The organism is Streptomyces sp. NPDC025638 (assembly GCF_055558775.1).
In genome coordinates, this window is the sequence record NZ_JBVHLX010000004.1 from 495,520 (window position 1) to 514,291 (window position 18,772).

The window sequence follows — 18,772 nt, forward strand, 5'->3', positions numbered from 1 at the left end:
ATGCCGGTACTGGTGATCACGGGCACGGGCACGGAGGTCGGCAAGACGGTCACGACCGCCGCGGTGGCCGCGGCCGCGCTCGCGGCCGGACGGTCGGTTGCCGTGCTGAAGGCCGCGCAGACCGGGGTACGGCCGGACGAGCGCGGGGACGCCGACGAGGTCGCGCGTCTCGCGGGCGCGGTGACGGCGACCGAACTGGCCCGCTACCCCGACCCGTTGGCGCCCGGCACGGCGGCGCGGCGGGCGGGCCTCGCACCCGTGCACCCGCACGAGGTGGCCGAGGCGGCCGCCAAGCTGGCCACCGACCACGACCTCGTACTGGTCGAGGGGGCGGGCGGGCTGCTCGTACGGTTCGACGCGGCGGGCGGGACGCTGGCGGACGCGGCGCGACTGCTGAACGCGCCCGTGCTGGTCGTCGCCGGCGCCGGACTCGGCACCCTGAACAGCACCGAGCTGACGGCGCGTGAACTGCGGTTCCGGGAGATCGGGCTGCTCGGCGTGGTGATCGGCAGCTGGCCCGACGAACCCGACCTCGCCTCGCGCTGCAACCTCGCGGACCTGCCGGAGGTGGCGGCCGCCCCACTGCTGGGCGCGCTGCCCGCCGGGGCTGGGGCACTGTCACCCGCCGACTTCCGCAGCGCGGCTCCGGGCTGGCTGTCGCCTCGCCTGGACGGCAGCTGGGACGCGGAGGCGTTCCGGGTACGAGAGGCCCCGTAGGCGGACTGGGCGCAAGGCCGCCCCGTGCCCGCGCTCCGGAGCGCTTCAGCCGTCGCCCCGCGCAAGCAGCCGTACCAGCTCGATCCGTGACCGGATGCCCAACCGGGCGAAGACGCCGCGCAGGTGGTGGTCGATCGTGCGGGGGCTGAGCGCGAGGCGGTCCGCGATCTCGCGGTTGGTGGCACCCTCCGCGGCCATGCGGGCGACCATCAGCTGCTGGGCGGTGAGCACGGCGGCCGGATCCGTGGCGGCGGGCGCCGGCACCGGGGTGCCCAGGGCGCGGAGTTCGGCACGGGCCTGCGTGGCGCAGTGCGGGGCGCCGAAGGACTCGAAGGCTTCCAGGGCGCTGTGCAGCCGGTCGCGGGCCTCGGTGCGGTGGCGCAGTCGGCGCAGGGTGCCCGCGAACAGCAGTTCCGTGCGGGCGCGTTCGAAGTCGCGGGTGCCGCGGGCATGCAGATCGAGGGCCGTTCGGTAGTGCTCCACGGCCTCGGCGCCGGGCGCGAGCAGGGCCTGGCAGCGGGCGCCGAGCGCCAGCTCGTCGGGGCTGCGGACGGCGCTCGCCCAGCGCTGGTAGTCGGCGTGGGCGGCGCGCGCGACCCGGGTGTCCCCGGTGCGTGCGGCGGCCTCGACGTAGTGCGGGGTGGCCAGGTGCCGGATGGCACGGTGACCGTGGCCGGGCCCGAATCCGGCGAGGGCGCGCAGCCGGGCCGCGGCGGCGGGGTACCGCCCGCTGCCGAGGTCCAGGAAGGCGAGCGCCCACTGGGCCAGCGCGGCGGGCAGGCCCAGGCCGCGGGCGAGGGCGTGCGCGCGGGCGTCCGCGGCGCGTTCCCGGCAGGCGTCCTCGTCCCCGGTGACCGCCGCGAACATGGCGAGGGCGGCCCGCAGATGGCAGGCCCCGTTGTCCTGCCCGGTGGCGTACGCCTGGGCCAGCGCGTCCTGTGCGGCGGCCTCGGCGGCCCGGGTCCGTCCGGTCCAGAAGTCGGCGTAGGCACGGAACTCCATGGCCTGTACGGCGGTGACGGGGGTGCCCCGCGCCCGCGCGGAGGCGGCGGCCCGGAGGGTGGCGGTGGCGGCGCGGGTGTGGTCGCCGAGCATCAGGGCGGCGATTCCGGAGTGGATCAGCAGGGTGGGGTCGCCGCCGGGCCCGCACCGGCCCGCTGCCGCTTTGAGTACGGCACGGGCATCCTCGTAGCGGCCCTCGACGGAGGCGCAGAGCCCGGCGAGGGCGCCGGGCGGTGCGACGCCCAGCCAGTGGGCGGCGACGAACGCCTCGCGGCATCTCCTCAGGTCCCCGGTGTAGACGGCGGCTTCGGTGGCCAGTGCCAGCAGTTCGGTGGCGTCCTCGGCCCGCGGCCGGCGGACCGCGGCCGCGAGCAGGGCGTCGAAGGCCTCCGGGGCGTTTCCCGCCCGGAGGGCGAGGATGCCGCTCAGCGCGGGGTCGTCCGTGCGGGCGGCGAGCCGGCGCGCCCGGTCGGCGTCTCCGGACGACCAGGCGTCGGCCGCGGCCCTGGCCACCAGCCGGTCCTGTTCGGCCGGTTCGGGGCAGAGGGCGGCCGCGCGTTCGGTGAGCGCACCGGCCAGGGCGAGCCGGCCGGCGGCCCGGGAGCGGTCCGCGGCCGTGCGCAGTTCCGCGGCGAGCCGTCCGCTGGGCCCGAGCGACCCCGCTCCGCGGTGCCAGGACCGGAGGGATGTCTCCCCCGCTCCGCTCAGTACCCGGGCGAGCAGCCGGTGGGCGTCGCGCCGGTCCGCCGGGGACGCGGTCTCGTAGGCCGCGATCCGCGTCCAGGCGTCCCGGAAGGCCACGCCGCCGACCGTGGCGTGCGCGACGCCGGCGGCCTCGGCGGCGTCCAGCGGGCGGATGTCGAGACGGGCGGCCGCGACCGCGCGCGGGAACGCGTGCGTGGCGAGGGGGTACTGGTCCGCGGCGGCGAGGAGCAACAGCAGCCGGGTCGCGTCCGGCAGTGCGCGGATCTCGCCACGGTGGGCGCGCAGCAACTCGGGGGCGACGTCGACGGGTTCGGTGGGCAGCGGGTCGAGACCCGCGGTCTGCCGTTCGGTCAGGCGGGCGGCGAGTTCGGCGGCGGCATGCGGATCGCCGTGCGCGACCCGCAGGACCCGGGCGCGGACGCCTTCGGGGAGCGCGGGATCCAGGCGTCGCCCCGCGTCGGTGAGCTGCGGTGGCAAAGTGCGGTCAAGAGGTGGGGGATTCACCGGCGTCACCACGCAATTGACGTTACTGGCGAGTTAGTTGACTCGTAAAGACTGGCGACTTCACCGATGCGGCGCGCGTAGACCCGTCCCGACACTCCTGAACAACCCCACCCTTTTCAGGAGGCATCCATGCAACGCCACAAGCGTCGCATCGCCACGGCACTGTCGGCGATGACCGCATCGCTCCTTCTGTCGCTCCCCCTCACCGCGGCCCCGGCGCACGCGGCGAGCCACAATCCGATCGTGTTCGTGCACGGGATCAGCAGCTCGTCGAGCAGCTGGAACGACTGGGTCGCGGACTTCGAGGCCGACGGCTACTCGTCCTCGGAGCTGTTCGCGTGGTCCTACGACTGGTCCCAGTCCAACGCCACCACGGCCTCGCAGCTGGCCACCGAGGTCAAGAACGTGCTCGCGAAGACCGGCGCCTCGAAGGTCGACCTGGTCGTCCACTCCATGGGCGCGCTCAGCGGCCGGTACTACCTGAAGAACCTCGGCGGGACGTCGTACGTCGACGACTTCGTGTCGGTCGCCGGGGTGAACCACGGCACCGACATCGCCTCCCTGTGCGGGTGGCTGTACACGTCCTGCAAGGAGATGCAGACGGGCAGCTCGTTCCTGACCGCGCTGAACTCCGGTGACGAGACCCCGGGCAGCCTGTCGTACGCGGCCTACTGGTCGCACTGCGACGAGGCGATCAACCCGGACTCCTCGGCGCAGCTGAGCGGGGCGGCCAACGTCGACGTCGGCTGCGTCTCGCACACCGACACCAACAACGACCACGGCATATACGAACAGGTGCGCGACTTCATCGCGTGAGCCCGTGGCGGGGGGTGTGACGGGCTCCCACGGGGGACAATCCCCGTACGACCTGGCCGTCCTGTCTGGGAGGTTGCCATGGGGGTTCGACCCGCGGACTCCGGCAAGTTGGCGCGGGATCCCGTCCACCACCCGCTGTTCGCCCGCTGCTACGCCCGCGTCAGTACACGCGCCGAGACCAGACTCGGCATGGCCCGGGTGCGCGACCGGCTGCTGGCCGGACTGTCCGGGCGCGTGATCGAGATCGGCGCGGGCAACGGACTGAACTTCGCGCACTACCCGGGCACGGTGTCGGAGGTGGTCGCGATCGAACCGGAGCGCCTGCTGCGGCAGTTGGCCGTGCAGGCAGCCCGGCGCTGCGAGGTGCCGGTGGACGTGGTGCCGGGTGCGGCGGAGGCGCTCCCGGTGAAGAGCGAGGCCTACGACGCGGCCGTGCTGTCCCTGGTGCTGTGCAGCGTCCGTGACGTACCGCGCGCCCTCGGGGAGCTGCGGCGCGTGCTGCGCCCCGGCGGCGAGGTGCGGTTCTTCGAGCACGGCCGGGGCGGCGGCCGGGCGATGACCTTCACCCAGCGCGCCCTGGACCGCACGCTGTGGCCCGCGCTGAGCGGCGGCTGCCACCTGGCCCGGGAACCGGTCGCCGCGCTGCGCGAGGCCGGGTTCGAACTCGGCCCGTACCGGCAGGTGCTGATGCCGGAGAAGGGGCCGAAGCTGCCCACCTCGTACTGCGTACTGGGCTCGGCACGACGCCCCGGCCACGCCGAGGGGGCCGCCGATCGCGCATCGGGCGCGGCGGAGAGCTGATCCAGCGGGGTGAAGGCTGCCCCTTACACCGGTATCAGGGACCCTTCCTGGGGCGGAGACCGCCTCGGCCACAGGGGGGATACCGGCTGTGCCCACCGTCACACTAGGCTCGGCCGCGGCAAGGGAGTGCTGAAGTCCAGGCGAGCGAGGAGGCGGCCTTGTCCACACCTGCTGCGGAGCACCCGCCGGGGCGGTCGGTCGACGGGACCGCCGCCCGTGCGCGTGGTCTGACGAAGGCGTACGGCTCGGGCGAAACCACGGTGCGCGCCCTCGACTCGGTGGACGTGGACATAGCCCGTGGCCGCTTCACCGCGGTCATGGGGCCCTCGGGCTCCGGCAAGTCCACCCTCATGCACTGTCTGGCGGGGCTCGACAGCGTCTCCGCCGGTCAGGTGTGGCTCGGCGACACCGAGATCACGGGTCTGAAGGAGCGGGAGCTGACTCGGCTGCGCCGGGACCGGATCGGCTTCATGTTCCAGTCGTTCAACCTCATCCCGACGCTGAACGCGGCCGAGAACATCACCCTGCCCATGGACATCGCGGGCAAGAAGCCCGACGAGAAGTGGCTGGACCAGGTCATCGACACCCTCGGGCTGCGCGACCGGCTGGGGCACCGGCCCACGCAGCTGTCCGGCGGACAGCAGCAGCGCGTCGCCTGTGCGCGGGCGCTGGCCTCCCGGCCCGAGCTGATCTTCGCCGACGAGCCGACCGGCAACCTCGACTCGCGCGCCGGCCTCGAAGTGCTGGGGATCCTGCGGGACGCCGTGGACGACCTCGGACAGACGGTCGTCATGGTGACCCACGACCCGGGCGCGGCCGCCCACTCCGACCTGGTCCTCTTCCTCGCCGACGGACGGATCGTGGACCGGATGGAGCAGCCGACGGCGGAGGCGGTCCTGGAGCGGATGAAGCGGTTCGACGTGGCACGCGGCTCGTTCGACGGCGACGGCGACGGCGCCGCCGAGGAGGACTGACCCGGTGCTGAAGGCAACTCTCAGAAGCTTCCTCGCCCACAAGGGACGGCTGCTGCTGTCCGCGCTGGCCGTCGTCCTGTCCGTGGCGTTCGTCGCGGGCAGCCTGATCTTCTCCGACACGGTCAGCCGCACCTTCGACCGGCTCTTCGCCTCCACCGCCGCCGATGTGACGGTGGGGCCGAAGGAGGACCTCAAGTCGTCCGTGCCGACCGGCGCCGTGCCGACCGTCCCCGCGGCCCTCGCGGACCAGGTCGCGAAGGTCGACGGGGTCGCGGCGACCCACGCGGACGTGTCCGTGCAGAACATCGTGGTGGTCGACAGCAAGAACAAGTCCGTCGGCCCGACCACGGGCGCCCCGACCATCGCCACCGACTGGTACGTCACCGACCGCAGTCCGGTGAAGCTGACCTCCGGCCACGCCCCGCGCGGCGCGGGCGAGGCGCTCCTCGACGCGGACACCGCCGACAAGAAGCACGTACGGATCGGCGACACGCTCACCGTGCAGGCTCAGCCGGGCACCTTCGAGGTGCGGGTCGTCGGCATCGCCACCTTCACCACCACCAACCCGGGCGCGGCGCTCGTCTTCCTCGACCCCGCCGTGGCCGCCCGCGAACTGCTCGGCTCCGCCGAACAGGCCACCGCCATCTCGGTGGACGCGGCGAAGGGCGTGACCGACGACGTGCTCAAACAGCGCGTCGGCCAGGCGATCGGCACCGGCGGCTACGACTTGAGGACAGCCGACGAGCAGGCCAAGTCGGACGCCGCCGACCTCGGCGGATTCCTCGACGTGATCAAGTACGTGATGCTCGGCTTCGCCGGGATCGCGGTCCTGGTCGGCATCTTCCTGATCGTCAACACCTTCTCCATGCTGATCGCCCAGCGCACCCGCGAACTCGGCCTGCTGCGTGCCCTGGGCGCCGACCGGCGCCAGGTGCGTCGGTCCGTGCTGACCGAGGCGGTGCTGCTCGGCGTGGTCGGCTCCTCACTGGGTCTGGCGGCCGGGATCGGCCTCGCGTTCGGGCTGATCAAGCTGATGAGCGCGTTCGGCATGAACCTCAAGGCGACCGAGATGGTCGTCGGATGGCCGACCCCCGTCGCGGCGTACGTCGTCGGTGTCGGCGTCACCTTCGTCGCGGCGTATCTGCCCGCCCGGCGCGCGGCGACCGTGTCGCCGATGGCGGCGCTCGCGGACGCCGAGATCGCCGGTGTGGGGCGGCCGTTGCGGACGCGGGCGATCGTCGGATCCGTCGTCGGGGCGGCCGGCGCGGCCGCGCTCGCCGGGTGCGCGACGGCGACCAGGACGAGTTCGGCGGCCTCGTTCCTCGGCCTCGGTGTCGTCCTGACGCTCATCGCGACCGTGATAGCCGGACCGCTGCTCGTCCGGCCGGTGATCCACGTCCTCGGCGGGGCCTTCCCCGCGCTGTTCGGTTCCGTCGGCCGGATGAGCCAGCGCAACGCGCTGCGCAACCCGCGCCGCACCGGCGCCACCGCGGCCGCCCTGATGGTCGGACTGGCCCTGGTCGGCGGGATGTCGGTGGCGAGCGCCTCCATGTCCAAGTCGTTCGACCAGCAGATCGACAAGACGCTCGGCGCCGACTTCGTCGTGCAGAACAGCAACTTCCTGCCGTTCACCAAGGAGATCACCGACAAGGTGCGCGGCACGGAGGGGGTGGGCCTGGTCGTACGGCAGCGGTTCGCGCCCGTGGCGGTGCGGCTGCCGGACGGCAAGCGGATCAAGACGACCGCCGCCGGCTACGACTCCCGGGTCGACGACGTCGCCCACGTCACCTACGCGAGCGGCAACACCGCGGCCGCGCTGGCGGACGGCAGCCTCGGCATGGACTCCGACTTCGCCAAGGACCACAAGGTGCGCCTCGGCAGTGTGATCCCGGTCGAGTTCCCGGGCGGCCGGACGACCGAGATGAAGGTCGGCGCGCTCACCGACCAGGCCGGCTCCGGCGGGTTCGGCATGCAGGGCGGGCTGTTCTTCGGCATCGGCACGGCCGAGAAGTACGTGCCCGGGGGCCAGGACGCGTCCCTGTACGTCAACAAGTCCTCCGGCACCTCCGCCGACCAGCTGCGCTCGCGCCTGGAGAAGACCCTCGCCGCGTATCCGCAGGTGCAGGTGCGCGACCAGGCCGACTACAAGAAGCTGGTCCACGACCAGATCGCGGTGCTGCTGTACCTGGTGTACGCGCTGCTCGGTCTCGCGATCGTCATCGCGGTACTGGGTGTCGTCAACACCCTCGCCCTGTCGGTGGTGGAACGTACGCGGGAGATCGGCCTGCTGCGCGCGATCGGGCTCGCCCGGCGGCAGCTGCGCCGGATGATCCGGCTGGAGTCGGTGGTGATCGCGGTGTTCGGCGCGGTCCTGGGGCTGGCGCTGGGACTGGTGTGGGGCGTGTGCACCCAGCAGGTGCTGGCGCTGCAGGGCATGACGGCGCTCGCGATCCCCTGGGGCACGATCGTCGCGGTCGTCATCGGCTCCGCGGTCGTGGGCATCGTGGCGGCACTGCTGCCGGCGTTGCGTGCCTCCCGCATGAATGTGCTGGCGGCCATCGCACACGAATGACGAAGGTGCCGGCGGCCGCCGCGCATGCGTGAGGAACGTGCCGACGGCCATCGCCCGCGGGTGATGGAATCGCGGCGGAATCTCAAGTCACGTCCGTCGAGGAGAGTTCATGCCGCGTCCGTTCCGCTTCGGGGTCAACCTGCTCGCTCCCGCGCCGACCGCACAGTGGCGCGCCAAGTGCCGGCGTGCCGAGGAGCTCGGGTACGACGTGATCCTCGTCCCCGACCACCTCGGCATGCCCGCGCCGTTCCCGGCGCTGGTGGCGGCCGGCGAGGCGACCGAGCGGCCGCGCCTGGGCACATTCGTGCTCAACGCGGGCTTCTGGAACCCGGCGCTGCTGGCCCGTGAGGCGGCGACGACCGACGCGCTGACCGGCGGCCGCCTGGAACTCGGCCTCGGCACCGGCTACGTACAGGCGGAGCACGACACGGCCGGCCTGCCCTACGGCTCACCGCGCGAGCGGGTGGACCATCTCCGGCGCACGGTCGAGGAACTGGACCGGCTGCTCGGCTCCGCGGACCACCAGCCCCGCCCGGCTCAGTCGCGGGTCCCGCTGCTGATCGGCGGCAACGGCGACCGTGTCCTGCGCCTGACCGCCGAGCACGCCGACATCGCCGGCTTCACGGGGGTCGGGCTGGTGCCGGGGAGCACGACGGGACGGCTGCGGCCCATGACAGCCGGGGAGCTGGACGAGCGCGTGGGCCGCTACCGGGAACTGGCGGCCGGACGAACGGAGCCCGCCGAGCTGAACCTGCTCCTCCAGACGGTGGCTCTCACGGACGACCCCGGAACCGCGCTCAAACCGCTGCTGGAGCGCCAGCCGCAACTCACCGCCGAACAGGCCCTGGAGCTGCCCATCGTGCTGGCCGGCCCGCTGGAGCGGCTCGTCGAGCAGGTGCGGGCGCGGCGCGAGCGGTACGGGTTCTCGTATCTGACCGTGCTGGAGCCGTACATGGAGGAGTTCGCGCCGGTGATCGCGGAGTTGCGCGGCGAGTAGCCGTCCGCATGCCGGAATTCCGCGTCGGGTTCCATGGCCCGTGGTGTGATCGTCCGCATGACGGAACTGCGTATACGGGCCGCCGGACCCGACGACCACGACACCGTGCTGGCCTTCTGGAAGTCGGCCGCGGAGGGCACGAGCATCAGCGACGACCGGGACGGTGTGGAGCGGCTGGTCGCCCGCGACCCCGAGGCGCTCATCCTGGCGGAGCTGGGCGGGGAGCTGGTCGGCACGGTGATCGCGGGCTTCGACGGCTGGCGCTGTCATCTGTACCGGCTCGCGGTGCATCCCGGGCGGCGTCGGCAGGGCATCGGCTCGGCGCTCCTGGCCGCCGCCGAGGAGCGGTTCGTACGGCTGGGCGGCCGGCGCGGGGACGCCATGGTGCTGGTCCGCAACGAGACCGCTCAGCACGCCTGGCGGGCGTCCGGGTACGCGCCGGAGGAGCACTGGCGGCGCTGGGTGAAGCCGCTGACCGACTGAGTCACTTTGCCCGTCCTTTACTATTGAGGGAACGACTCCGGCCACTCGGCCTCCGACGAAAGGTGTGAGCGTCCGCCCATGGGCGAGCCTCCCGGCCAACGACATCGCGCGTTCCCCCCTGCCCTGTCCGACGATGGGACGGAGGTGACCCGATGACCGAAGTGCTCCTCCTGCTCGTGGCGGTGCTGCTCTCGATCGCCTGTGGTGCCTTCGTCGCCGCCGAGTTCTCGCTGACCACGGTCGAGCGCGGCGAGCTGGAGCGGGCCGCCGAACGCGGCGAGCGCGGCGCGGCGGGCGCCCTCAAGGCCGTACGGAGCCTGACGTTCCAGCTCTCCGGCGCGCAGCTCGGCATCACCGTCACCAACCTGGTGGTCGGCATGCTCTCCGAGCCGTCGATCGCCAAACTGATCGCGGGCCCACTGGAGGCGCTCGGGCTCTCCTCGGGCACGGCGAGTTCGGTCGCGCTGGTGCTGGGCACGGCTCTGTCGACCGTGTTCCTGATGGTCGTCGGCGAGCTGGTGCCCAAGAACTGGGCGATCTCCTCGCCGCTGGCCGTGGCGAAGCGGGTGGGCAATCCGCAGCGCCTGTTCAGCGCCGCCTTCCGCCCCTTCATCACCCACCTCAACAACACGGCCAACCATGTGGTGCGCCGTTTCGGTGTCGAGCCCGCCGAGGAGCTGGCCTCCGCGCGCGGGCCCCAGGAGCTGGTGGCGCTGGCCCGGTACTCCGCCAAGGAGGGCGCCCTGGAGGCCGACACCGCCGAACTGTTCGTACGGACCCTGAACCTCGCCGACCTCAGCTCGGAGAACGTGATGACGCCGCGCGTCCAGGTCGTCGCCCTGGATGTCCAGGCCACCTGCGAGGACGTGGCGAACGCGACCCGTGCGACCGGACTGTCCCGGTTCCCCGTGTACCGCGGCAGTCTCGACTCGGTCGTCGGCATCGCCCACATCAAGGACGTCCTGGCCCTGCCCGCCGACGAGCGGCCGCACCGGCCCGTCTCCCAGGTGATGCGCGAGCCCCTGCTGGTCCCCGAGTCGCTCACCGTCGACCGGCTCCTCGACCGGCTCTCCGGCAAGCGCACGATGGCCGTGGTCATCGACGAGTACGGCGGTACGGCGGGCGTCGCGACCCTGGAGGACATCGTCGAGGAGGTCGTCGGCGAGGTGCGGGACGAGCACGACCCGCACGAGACCCCCGATCTCGCCCCCGCCGGGGCCGACGAGGAGGGCCGGGCGCTGTACTCGGCGGACGGTGCCGCCCGCACGGACCAGCTCGCGCGCGTCGGCCTCCGGGCACCCGAGGGGCCGTACGAGACACTGGCCGGCCTCATCGCGACCGCACTGGGCCGCATACCGCGGACCGGTGACCGCGTCGAGGTGGCCGGCTGGCGGCTGGACGTGGTGGACGCGTCGGGGCGCCGGGCGGCCCGGGTGCTGCTGCACGCGCCGCTCGACGACGAGCAGAGCACGCAGGGGGAGGGCGCGAAGTGACCGCCGTACAGTTGCTGATCGGTCTGACGACGCTGGTCGCCAACGCCTTCTTCGTCGGAGCCGAGTTCGCGCTGATCTCGGTGCGCCGCAGCCAGGTCGAGCCGCACGCCGAGCAGGGCGACCGGCGCGCGAAGGCCGTGCTGTGGGGCCTGGAGCACGTGTCGGCGCTGCTGGCGGCCGCCCAGCTCGGCATCACGCTGTGCACGCTGGTGCTGGGTGTGGTCGCGGAGCCGGCGATCGCGCATCTGCTGGAGCCCGTGTTCCATGCGCTGGGCGTGCCCGAGGGCGCGGGTCACGTCGTGTCCTTCGTGATCGCGCTGACGCTGGCGACGTATCTGCACATGTTGCTCGGCGAGATGGTGCCGAAGAACATCGCGCTCGCCGAACCGGTGCGCAGCGCGCTGCTGCTCGGCCCGCCCCTGGTCGCCCTGGCCCGTGCGTTGCGTCCGGTGATCTTCACGGTCAACGCGTTCGCGAACGGTCTGCTCAAGCTGCTCAGGGTGGAGACCAGGAGCGAGGTGGCGGCGACCTTCTCGGACGCGGAACTGGCCCAGATCGTCAAGGCCGCCGGCGACGCGGGCCTGATCGACGACCGGGCGCGGGAGCGGCTGCACGACGCCCTGGAGCTGGGCAGCCGGCCGGTGCGGGACGTCGTGGTCCCGCTGGAACGTGTCGTCTACGCGCGCGTGGGTGTCACTCCGGAGCAGGTGGAGCGGCTGTCGGCGGAGTCGGGCTTCTCCCGTTTCCCCGTGGTGGACGAGGGCCGTCGGATCGTGGGCTATCTGCACGTCAAGGACGCCCTGGACGCCTCGCCGCGGGACGAGGCGTTCCGGCTGCGGGACATGCGGCCGATCGCGCGCGTGCGGGAGAACACCCCGCTGGACGACGTGCTCACCGCGATGCGGGGCAGCCGTACGCATGTGGCGGGCGTGCTCGGCGCGGACGGACGGCTTGCGGGGCTGGTGACGATGGAGGACGTGCTGCGGGAGCTCTTCGGGCAGCACGCCTGACCGCTCCCGGGTCGGCGGTCAGGGGCCGACCGACCGCTGGGTATGGAGCCCGGATACCATCGCTGTCGCCATGCAGACGAATCCCACACACCCCACGCACACCAGCCTGGTCGCGATCGGCGACTCCTTCACCGAGGGCATGTCGGACCTGCTGCCGGACGGCTCCTACCGGGGCTGGGCCGACCTCCTCGCGGCGCGGATGGCCGCCCGCAGCCCCGGCTTCCGGTACGCCAACCTGGCGGTGCGGGGCAAGCTGATCGGGCAGATCGTCGACGAGCAGATCGACGTGGCGGCGGCCATGAACCCCGATGTGATCACTCTGGTCGGCGGGCTCAACGACACGCTGCGGCCCAAGTGCGACATGGGACGGGTGAAGGGTCTGCTGACGGAGGCCGTGGAGCGCCTGGCGCCCGCCTGCGGGCAGCTGGTGCTGATGCGCAGCCCCGGCCGCCAGGGTCCTGTCCTGGAGCGGTTCCGGCCGCGCATGGAGGAGCTGTTCACCTGCGTCGACGAGCTGGCGGAGCGGCACGGCGCGGTGGTGGTGGACCTCTACGGGGCGCCCTCGCTGGCCGACCCGCGGATGTGGGACGTGGACCGGCTGCATCTGACGGCCGAGGGGCACCGGCGGGTCGCCGAGGCGGTCTGGCAGACGCTCGGCTACCCGCCCGAGGACACCGAGTGGCGCACCGCGATGGCGGCCACGCCGCCACCGGGTTGGGTCACCCGGCGGGCCGCGGACGCGCGGTTCGCCAAGCAGCACCTGCTGCCGTGGATCGGCCGCCGACTGACCGGCCGCTCGTCCGGGGACGGCCGCCCGGCGAAGCGGCCGGAACTGCTGCCGTACGAGGGTCCGGCGGCGTAGCGGCCGTGACCACGCGGGTGATCAACGTCCGGGGCCGGATCCACGAGTTCGGCCCGCGGCTGGAGCACGCCCCCGAGGACGTGGTCTATGTCGGCCGGCGCTGGACGCTGGGCGGCTGGGACCTGCCCCGGCACCCGCTGTACAACCCCTTCGCCTACGACACCCCGAAGAAGAAGCGGCAGGGCACCCGGGCCGAGGTCATCGCGATGTACCGGGCGTACCTACTGGAGCGGCCCGAGCTGCTCGACCTGGTGCCGGAGCTGCGCGGGAAAAGGCTGGCCTGCTGGTGCGCACCCGAGCCGTGCCATGCGGACGTGCTGGCGGAACTGGCCGACACGGACGACGTGTCCTAGGCCTCGGGAACGATGTGTCCTGGGCCTCGCCGGCCCCTTGTAGGTTCCGCCGAACGGCCCCGTGGCGCTGGCCTGCATGAATCGCCAGTAGAATCCGTCTACGTGACTTCAGCGCCCGCCAAGCCCCGCATCCCGAACGTCCTCGCCGGACGCTACGCCTCCGCCGAGCTCGCCACGCTCTGGTCCCCCGAGCAGAAGGTGAAGCTGGAGCGGCAGCTCTGGCTCGCCGTGCTGCGCGCCCAGAAGGACCTCGGCATCGAGGTGCCGGACGAGGCGATCGCCGACTACGAGCGCGTCCTCGACACCGTCGACCTGGCCTCGATCGCCGAGCGCGAGAAGGTCACGCGGCACGACGTGAAGGCCCGTATCGAGGAGTTCAACGACCTCGCCGGGCACGAGCACGTGCACAAGGGCATGACCTCCCGCGACCTGACGGAGAACGTCGAGCAGCTGCAGATCCGGCTCTCGCTGGAGCTGATGCGCGACCGTACGGTGGCCGTCCTGGCGCGGCTGGGCAGGCTGGCCGGCGAGTACGCCGAGCTGGTCATGGCCGGCCGGTCCCACAACGTCGCCGCCCAGGCCACCACCCTCGGCAAGCGCTTCGCGACCGCGGCCGACGAGTTGCTCGTCGCCCACGGCCGCGTCGAGGAGCTTCTGTCCCGCTACCCGCTGCGCGGCATCAAGGGCCCGGTCGGTACGGCGCAGGACATGCTGGACCTGCTGGGCGGCGACGCGTCGAAGCTCGCCGAGCTGGAGGACCGGATCGCGGCGCACCTCGGCTTCTCGCGGGCCTTCACCTCGGTCGGCCAGGTCTACCCGCGCTCGCTGGACTACGAGGTCGTGACCGCGCTGGTGCAGCTGGCGGCGGCGCCGTCCTCGCTGGCCAAGACGATCCGGCTGATGGCCGGGCACGAGCTGGTGACCGAGGGCTTCAAGCCCGGTCAGGTCGGCTCGTCCGCGATGCCGCACAAGATGAACACCCGCTCCTGCGAGCGCGTCAACGGCCTCATGGTCATCCTGCGCGGCTACGCCTCGATGACGGGCGAGCTGGCGGGCGACCAGTGGAACGAGGGTGACGTGTCCTGCTCGGTGGTGCGCCGGGTCGCCCTGCCGGACGCCTTCTTCGCGCTCGACGGTCTGCTGGAGACCTTCCTGACCGTGCTCGACGAGTTCGGTGCCTTCCCGGCGGTCGTCGCCCGTGAGCTCGATCGCTACCTGCCGTTCCTCGCCACCACCAAGGTGCTGATGGGCGCGGTTCGCGCGGGCGTCGGCCGTGAGGTGGCGCACGAGGCGATCAAGGAGAACGCGGTCGCCACCGCGCTCGCGATGCGCGAGCAGGGCGCTGAGCGCAACGACCTGCTCGACAAGCTGGCCGCCGACGAGCGCCTCCCGCTCGACCGCGCGCAGCTCGCCGAGCTGATGGCCGACAAGCTGTCCTTCACCGGCGCCGCCGCCGATCAGGTGGGTGTCGTCGTCGGCCGCATCCAGGAGATCGTCAAGCAGCACCCGGAGGCCGCCGGTTACACACCGGGGGCGATCCTCTGACACGCTTCACCCAGGCGGAACTGGAGGCTGCCCGCGACCGTCTCGTCCCCGACGTGGTCGCGGCCGGTCTCCAGGTGCTGTTCTGCGGGATCAACCCCGGGCTGATGACGGCGGCGACGGGTCACCACTTCGCCCGTCCCGGGAACCGGTTCTGGCCGGTGCTGCATCGGTCCGGGTTCACGCCGAGGCTGATGAAGCCCGCGGAGCAGCAGGAGTTGCTGTCGTACGGACTCGGCATCACCAACGTCGTGGCGCGGGCGACCGCGCGGGCCGGCGAGCTGACGCCCCAGGAGTACGTGGAGGGCGGGCGGCTGCTGTCGGCGAAGGTGACGCGACTGCGGCCGACGTGGCTGGCCGTGGTCGGGGTGACCGCCTACCGGGCCGCCTTCGGGGACCGCGGGGCCCAGGTGGGGCCGCAGGAGCGGACGATCGGGGACACGCGCGTGTGGGTGCTGCCCAATCCCAGCGGGCTGAACGCCCATTGGACGGCGGCGACGATGGCGGAGGAGTTCGGGCGGTTGCGGGAGGCCGCGCGGACCTGACGGGTCAGGGCGGGTCGGTCTCGGTGACCACCGCCAGCAGCTGGAAGGGCAGTTCGGTGTCCCACTGGGACACGCCCAGCGCGAGCCAGCGGCCCGACTCCGTCCGCCACAGATGCACATCGGGGACGTGCGAGGCGAGCGTGCCCCACGGCTCCGCCGGCTCCTCCCCCTCCATGCCGCGCCGGAACACGCTGTCCAGGCTGAACACGTCCGCCGGTCCCCACCGCTCGGCCAGCCGCTCCGCCAACGCGTCCCGGTCGGCCTCGTACTGCGCCTCCGTCTCCTCCCGCTCGGTGCCGTCGTCCTCGTAGAAATCGCCGCTGGTCTCTAACTCGGCTATCAGGTACCCCGGCCCGCCCGTGCCCACATCGGTCCTGCCGTCCGCCTCAGGGAACTCCCGGACGCACAGTCGCTCGATCACAGCAAGGCAGTTCGCGATGTCCATGTGATCCAGTAAAGCGGGCCCCACTGACAATTGGCGGGCTGTCAGGCATCCCTGCGCTGGATGCTCCAGGCTCCCGCGCACAGGGCCGCCGCCGCCCACACCGCGGTCACCGCGAGCCCGGTCCAGGGGCCGAGGGAGCCGTCCCACGTGCTGTGCAGGGTCACTTGGCCGGCCCGGTCGGGCAGGTAGTCGGCGACACCCGCGGACAGGTCGCCGATGACGAAGGACACGATCAGCAGGAACGGGATCAGGATGGAGAGGGTCGCGACGCCGCTGCGCAGCACGGCCGCGAGTCCGGCGGCGAACAGTGCCATCAGCGTGAGGTGCAGGCCACAGCCGAGCGCGCCGCGCACTCCCTCGGCCCAGGTCGGCCCGGAGGCGCCGAGGACGGCCTTGCCCACCAGCAAGGTCACCATCCCGGTGACCAGCCCGACGGCGAGGACGGGCAGTGCGATCGCCGTGGCCTTCGCGGCGAACCAGCGCCGCCGGTCGGGCACGGCCGCCAGGGTCAGCCGCAGCGCGCCGCCCCGGAACTCCGAGGACAGGGCCGTCGTACCGAAGGCGATCGCGGCGATCTGCCCGAAGCTGATGCCGAAGAACACCGAGAACAGCGGGTCCGTGTCGTCGGTGCCCGCGTCCGCGGAGGCGGAGGCCAGCGCGGAGAAGGAGGCGGTGGCGACGAGGATCGCCACCAGGCTGCCGACGAGCGAGCGCAGTGTCCGGATCTTGATCCACTCCGCGTGCAGAACGGGTGCGAAGGGCATGGTCAGGTCTCCTGGGGCTGGGTGGTGAACTCGGCCTCGGCCGCGGTCAGATCGAAGTAGGCCTGCTCCAAGGTGGCCTCCTGGGCGGCCAGTTCCAGTACGGGCACGCCCGCCCCGGACATGAGGCGGCCGAGGTCGTCCACGCGCGCGTGGCGTACGGTCCACGTCCCGTCCTCGCCCCGGGAGGCGTCGTGACCGTGCCGGGCGAGCAGGTCGCCGAGCGCGGCGTCGTCGGTGGTGCGGATCCTGACCTGGGGCCGTACGCGTGCGTGGATGAACTCCTGGACGGGGGTGTCGGCGAGGAGGCGGCCGCGGCCGAGGATCACGAGGTGGTCGGCGAAGGCGGCGGTCTCGTGCATCAGGTGGCTGGAGACCAGGACGGTCCGGCCGTCCGCCGCCAGTGAGCGCAGCAGGGTGCGGATCCAGACGATGCCCTCGGGGTCGAGGCCGTTGGCCGGCTCGTCCAGCAGGATCACCTCCGGGTCGCCGAGCAGGGCGGCGGCGATGCCGAGCCGCTGGCGCATACCGAGGGAGTACGTCTTCACCCGGCGCCGGGCCACGGAGGCGAGTCCGGTCTGTTCCAGCACGGCGTCGATCCTGCGGTCCGGGATGCGGTTGCAGGCCGCGAGGGCACGCAGATGGTCGCGTGCGGTGCGGGAGCCGTGCGCGGCCCGCGCGTCGAGCAGGGCGCCCACCTTGCGCAGGGGATCGTGGAGTTCACCGTAGGCGCGGCCGCCGATCGTGGCGGTGCCTGAGGTCGGCCGGTCCAGGCCGAGGACGAGCCGCATGGTGGTCGACTTTCCGGCGCCGTTGGGGCCGAGGAAGCCCGTGACGCGGCCGGGGCGGACACGGAAGGTGAGTCGGTCCACGGCCCGTCGGCTGCCGTACTCCTTGGTGAGGTCTCGTACCTCGATGCTGGTCATGGCAACACCCTGACGCCTCACGGGCGTTGGTTCCTCCCCCGCCGGTGGAGATCCTCTCCCCCGCCCGGGGGAGGCCTGTTGTCGGTGCCACCTGCCACGATGGTCCGATGGCCCGCTTTCTGCGCCCGCTGACGCGGGGGACGACGTACACACGGCTGCTGCATCTGTGGCTGCCGATGCTGATCTTCAGCGTGTGGATGTTCATCGACTCGTCGAAGCCGTGGGTGCCCGCGCTCGTGCTCGTTCCGTTCGGGCTCCTCCCGGTCGTGCGGATGGGCGAGGGCGTGCAGGCGCGGCTGCTGCTCACGCCCGGCGTGGAGGAGCCGGGGATCTCCGTGACGCCGTCGGCGACCTGGCCGGACCGGCTGCGCACGGTGCTGTGGATGGAGGTGCGGCTGGTCCTGGGCGTGGCCACCTCGATGGCCTCGGTGTGGCTGCCGTTGCTCGCGTACGAACTCGGCAGCATGGCGTGGGGACACGTTGCCGATGTCCCCGTACTGGACCGGGCGGAGCCGCACTGGGCCTACGCCTTGCTGATCCCGCTCCCCCTGGTCGCGCTCTACGGCGCCCTCGTCGGGCTCGGCGAGCTCGTCACCGCCGTAGCGCGGCGGCTGCTCGGTACGTCCGCGGCCGAGCGGCTCGCCGCCTTGGAGGAGCGGACCGAGCAGCTCCTGGAGCGCACCCGTATCGCCCGTGAGCTGCACGACTCCATCGGGCACGCGCTGACGGTGGCGGTGGTGCAGGCGGGCGCGGCGCGGACGGCCGGCGACCCGGAGTTCACCGACCGCGCCCTGAGCGCCATCGAGGAGACGGGGCGGGCCGCGCTGGAGGACCTGGAGCGGGTGCTCAGTGTCCTGCGCGAGTCGGAGCGGCCGGTGAGCGGCCGGCCCACCCTGGCCGACGCCGGCCGGCTCCTGGATTCCGCGCGCGCCTCCGGCGCCAAGGTCGACGCCGAGGTGACCGGTCCCGTGGAGACGGTGCCGGGACCGGTCTCCCGCGAGGGCTACCGCATCCTCCAGGAGGCGCTGACCAATGTGCTGCGCCATGCGGGGGCCGTGCCCGTGCGGGTGCGTGTCACGGTGGCCCGGGGCACCCTCGCGCTGGAGGTGCGCAATCCGCTCACGGCCCCGGTACCCAGTCCCGGCCGGGGCAGCGGGCTGCGGGGCATACGCGAGCGCGCGGCCCTGCTCGGCGGGCGCGCGCACACCGGACCGCACGAGGGCGACTGGCAGGTGCACGCCGAACTGCCCTTGCGGTGATCTAG

18 protein-coding genes are annotated in these 18,772 nt (G+C 72.7%); 14 read left to right on the forward strand and 4 right to left on the reverse strand.

The features are described from left to right. The gene (gene bioD / locus ACZ4EG_RS13285) at nucleotides 1-717 is read left to right on the forward strand and encodes a dethiobiotin synthase (protein ID WP_453553825.1); all 717 of its coding nucleotides are present in this window, start codon (nucleotides 1-3) and stop codon (nucleotides 715-717) included. A gap of 45 nt (nucleotides 718-762) precedes the next feature. Here bioD and ACZ4EG_RS13290 read toward each other — a convergent pair whose 3' ends face one another. Beyond that, on the reverse strand, nucleotides 763-2,940 hold the full coding sequence (locus tag ACZ4EG_RS13290) for a helix-turn-helix transcriptional regulator (protein WP_467790711.1): 2,178 nt from the start codon (nucleotides 2,938-2,940) through the stop codon (nucleotides 763-765). A 117-nt stretch (nucleotides 2,941-3,057) separates the two neighbouring features. On the opposite strand from ACZ4EG_RS13290, the gene ACZ4EG_RS13295 reads away from it, so the two are divergent. From ACZ4EG_RS13295 to mug, 12 genes are all read left to right on the forward strand, one after another. Further along, on the forward strand, nucleotides 3,058-3,744 hold the full coding sequence (locus ACZ4EG_RS13295; RefSeq protein WP_453553829.1) for an esterase/lipase family protein: 687 nt from the start codon (nucleotides 3,058-3,060) through the stop codon (nucleotides 3,742-3,744). 78 nt (nucleotides 3,745-3,822) lie between these two features. Further along, a complete protein-coding gene (locus ACZ4EG_RS13300; protein WP_467790712.1) occupies nucleotides 3,823-4,545 on the forward strand; it encodes a class I SAM-dependent methyltransferase in 723 nt (240 codons plus the stop codon). 158 nt (nucleotides 4,546-4,703) lie between these two features. Beyond that, nucleotides 4,704-5,519: an ABC transporter ATP-binding protein gene (locus tag ACZ4EG_RS13305; RefSeq protein ID WP_453553833.1), complete on the forward strand. Its 816-nt coding sequence runs from the start codon at nucleotides 4,704-4,706 to the stop codon at nucleotides 5,517-5,519. A gap of 4 nt (nucleotides 5,520-5,523) precedes the next feature. Further along, a complete protein-coding gene (locus ACZ4EG_RS13310; protein ID WP_467790713.1) occupies nucleotides 5,524-8,091 on the forward strand; it encodes an ABC transporter permease in 2,568 nt (855 codons plus the stop codon). A 109-nt stretch (nucleotides 8,092-8,200) separates the two neighbouring features. Then, a complete protein-coding gene (locus ACZ4EG_RS13315; RefSeq protein ID WP_467790714.1) occupies nucleotides 8,201-9,088 on the forward strand; it encodes an LLM class F420-dependent oxidoreductase in 888 nt (295 codons plus the stop codon). 57 nt (nucleotides 9,089-9,145) lie between these two features. Next, the gene (locus ACZ4EG_RS13320) at nucleotides 9,146-9,571 is read left to right on the forward strand and encodes a GNAT family N-acetyltransferase (RefSeq protein ID WP_467790715.1); all 426 of its coding nucleotides are present in this window, start codon (nucleotides 9,146-9,148) and stop codon (nucleotides 9,569-9,571) included. 152 nt (nucleotides 9,572-9,723) lie between these two features. Continuing rightward, complete coding sequence (locus ACZ4EG_RS13325; RefSeq protein WP_467790716.1) at nucleotides 9,724-11,064, forward strand: hemolysin family protein; 1,341 nt, start codon at nucleotides 9,724-9,726, stop codon at nucleotides 11,062-11,064. After that, on the forward strand, nucleotides 11,061-12,074 hold the full coding sequence (locus ACZ4EG_RS13330) for a hemolysin family protein (RefSeq protein ID WP_453553843.1): 1,014 nt from the start codon (nucleotides 11,061-11,063) through the stop codon (nucleotides 12,072-12,074). Before ACZ4EG_RS13325 ends, ACZ4EG_RS13330 begins: the two co-directional genes overlap by 4 nt. A gap of 70 nt (nucleotides 12,075-12,144) precedes the next feature. Further along, entirely contained in the window at nucleotides 12,145-12,936 is a 792-nt protein-coding gene (locus ACZ4EG_RS13335) for an SGNH/GDSL hydrolase family protein (protein WP_467790717.1), read from the forward strand. Nucleotides 12,937-12,941: 5 nt separating this feature from the next. Beyond that, nucleotides 12,942-13,289: a DUF4326 domain-containing protein gene (locus tag ACZ4EG_RS13340; protein WP_453553847.1), complete on the forward strand. Its 348-nt coding sequence runs from the start codon at nucleotides 12,942-12,944 to the stop codon at nucleotides 13,287-13,289. A 102-nt stretch (nucleotides 13,290-13,391) separates the two neighbouring features. Then, nucleotides 13,392-14,834, forward strand: a complete 1,443-nt coding sequence (gene purB / locus ACZ4EG_RS13345; RefSeq protein ID WP_453553849.1) for an adenylosuccinate lyase — start codon at nucleotides 13,392-13,394, stop codon at nucleotides 14,832-14,834. Then, on the forward strand, nucleotides 14,831-15,376 hold the full coding sequence (gene mug, locus ACZ4EG_RS13350) for a G/U mismatch-specific DNA glycosylase (protein ID WP_467790813.1): 546 nt from the start codon (nucleotides 14,831-14,833) through the stop codon (nucleotides 15,374-15,376). The genes purB and mug overlap by 4 nt, the downstream gene beginning before the upstream one ends. Before the next feature lie 4 nt (nucleotides 15,377-15,380). Here mug and ACZ4EG_RS13355 read toward each other — a convergent pair whose 3' ends face one another. Genes ACZ4EG_RS13355 through ACZ4EG_RS13365 form a run of 3 tightly spaced genes read right to left on the reverse strand, consistent with a single transcriptional unit; the run spans nucleotide 15,381 to nucleotide 17,508 of the window. Beyond that, complete coding sequence (locus ACZ4EG_RS13355; protein WP_467790718.1) at nucleotides 15,381-15,821, reverse strand: hypothetical protein; 441 nt, start codon at nucleotides 15,819-15,821, stop codon at nucleotides 15,381-15,383. 41 nt (nucleotides 15,822-15,862) lie between these two features. Next, nucleotides 15,863-16,585, reverse strand: a complete 723-nt coding sequence (locus ACZ4EG_RS13360) for an ABC transporter permease (protein WP_467790719.1) — start codon at nucleotides 16,583-16,585, stop codon at nucleotides 15,863-15,865. A gap of 2 nt (nucleotides 16,586-16,587) precedes the next feature. Further along, nucleotides 16,588-17,508 (reverse strand): ABC transporter ATP-binding protein, encoded by a 921-nt coding sequence (locus ACZ4EG_RS13365; RefSeq protein WP_467790720.1) that lies wholly within the window; start codon nucleotides 17,506-17,508, stop codon nucleotides 16,588-16,590. Nucleotides 17,509-17,615: 107 nt separating this feature from the next. On the opposite strand from ACZ4EG_RS13365, the gene ACZ4EG_RS13370 reads away from it, so the two are divergent. After that, a complete protein-coding gene (locus ACZ4EG_RS13370) occupies nucleotides 17,616-18,767 on the forward strand; it encodes a sensor histidine kinase (RefSeq protein ID WP_467790721.1) in 1,152 nt (383 codons plus the stop codon). Nucleotides 18,768-18,772 lie beyond the last annotated feature (5 nt).

Bases quoted from the DNA above. Each gene is read 5' to 3' on its own strand.
- bioD (WP_453553825.1), top strand. From the start codon at position 1: ATGCCGGTACTGGTGATCACGGGCACGGGCACGGAGGTCGGCAAGACG.
- ACZ4EG_RS13295 (WP_453553829.1), top strand. From the start codon at position 3,058: ATGCAACGCCACAAGCGTCGCATCGCCACGGCACTGTCGGCGATGACC.
- ACZ4EG_RS13300 (WP_467790712.1), top strand. From the start codon at position 3,823: ATGGGGGTTCGACCCGCGGACTCCGGCAAGTTGGCGCGGGATCCCGTC.
- ACZ4EG_RS13315 (WP_467790714.1), top strand. From the start codon at position 8,201: ATGCCGCGTCCGTTCCGCTTCGGGGTCAACCTGCTCGCTCCCGCGCCG.
- ACZ4EG_RS13320 (WP_467790715.1), top strand. From the start codon at position 9,146: ATGACGGAACTGCGTATACGGGCCGCCGGACCCGACGACCACGACACC.
- ACZ4EG_RS13325 (WP_467790716.1), top strand. From the start codon at position 9,724: ATGACCGAAGTGCTCCTCCTGCTCGTGGCGGTGCTGCTCTCGATCGCC.
- ACZ4EG_RS13335 (WP_467790717.1), top strand. From the start codon at position 12,145: ATGCAGACGAATCCCACACACCCCACGCACACCAGCCTGGTCGCGATC.
- ACZ4EG_RS13355 (WP_467790718.1), bottom strand. From the start codon at position 15,821: ATGGACATCGCGAACTGCCTTGCTGTGATCGAGCGACTGTGCGTCCGG.
- ACZ4EG_RS13360 (WP_467790719.1), bottom strand. From the start codon at position 16,585: ATGCCCTTCGCACCCGTTCTGCACGCGGAGTGGATCAAGATCCGGACA.
- ACZ4EG_RS13365 (WP_467790720.1), bottom strand. From the start codon at position 17,508: ATGACCAGCATCGAGGTACGAGACCTCACCAAGGAGTACGGCAGCCGA.
- ACZ4EG_RS13370 (WP_467790721.1), top strand. From the start codon at position 17,616: ATGGCCCGCTTTCTGCGCCCGCTGACGCGGGGGACGACGTACACACGG.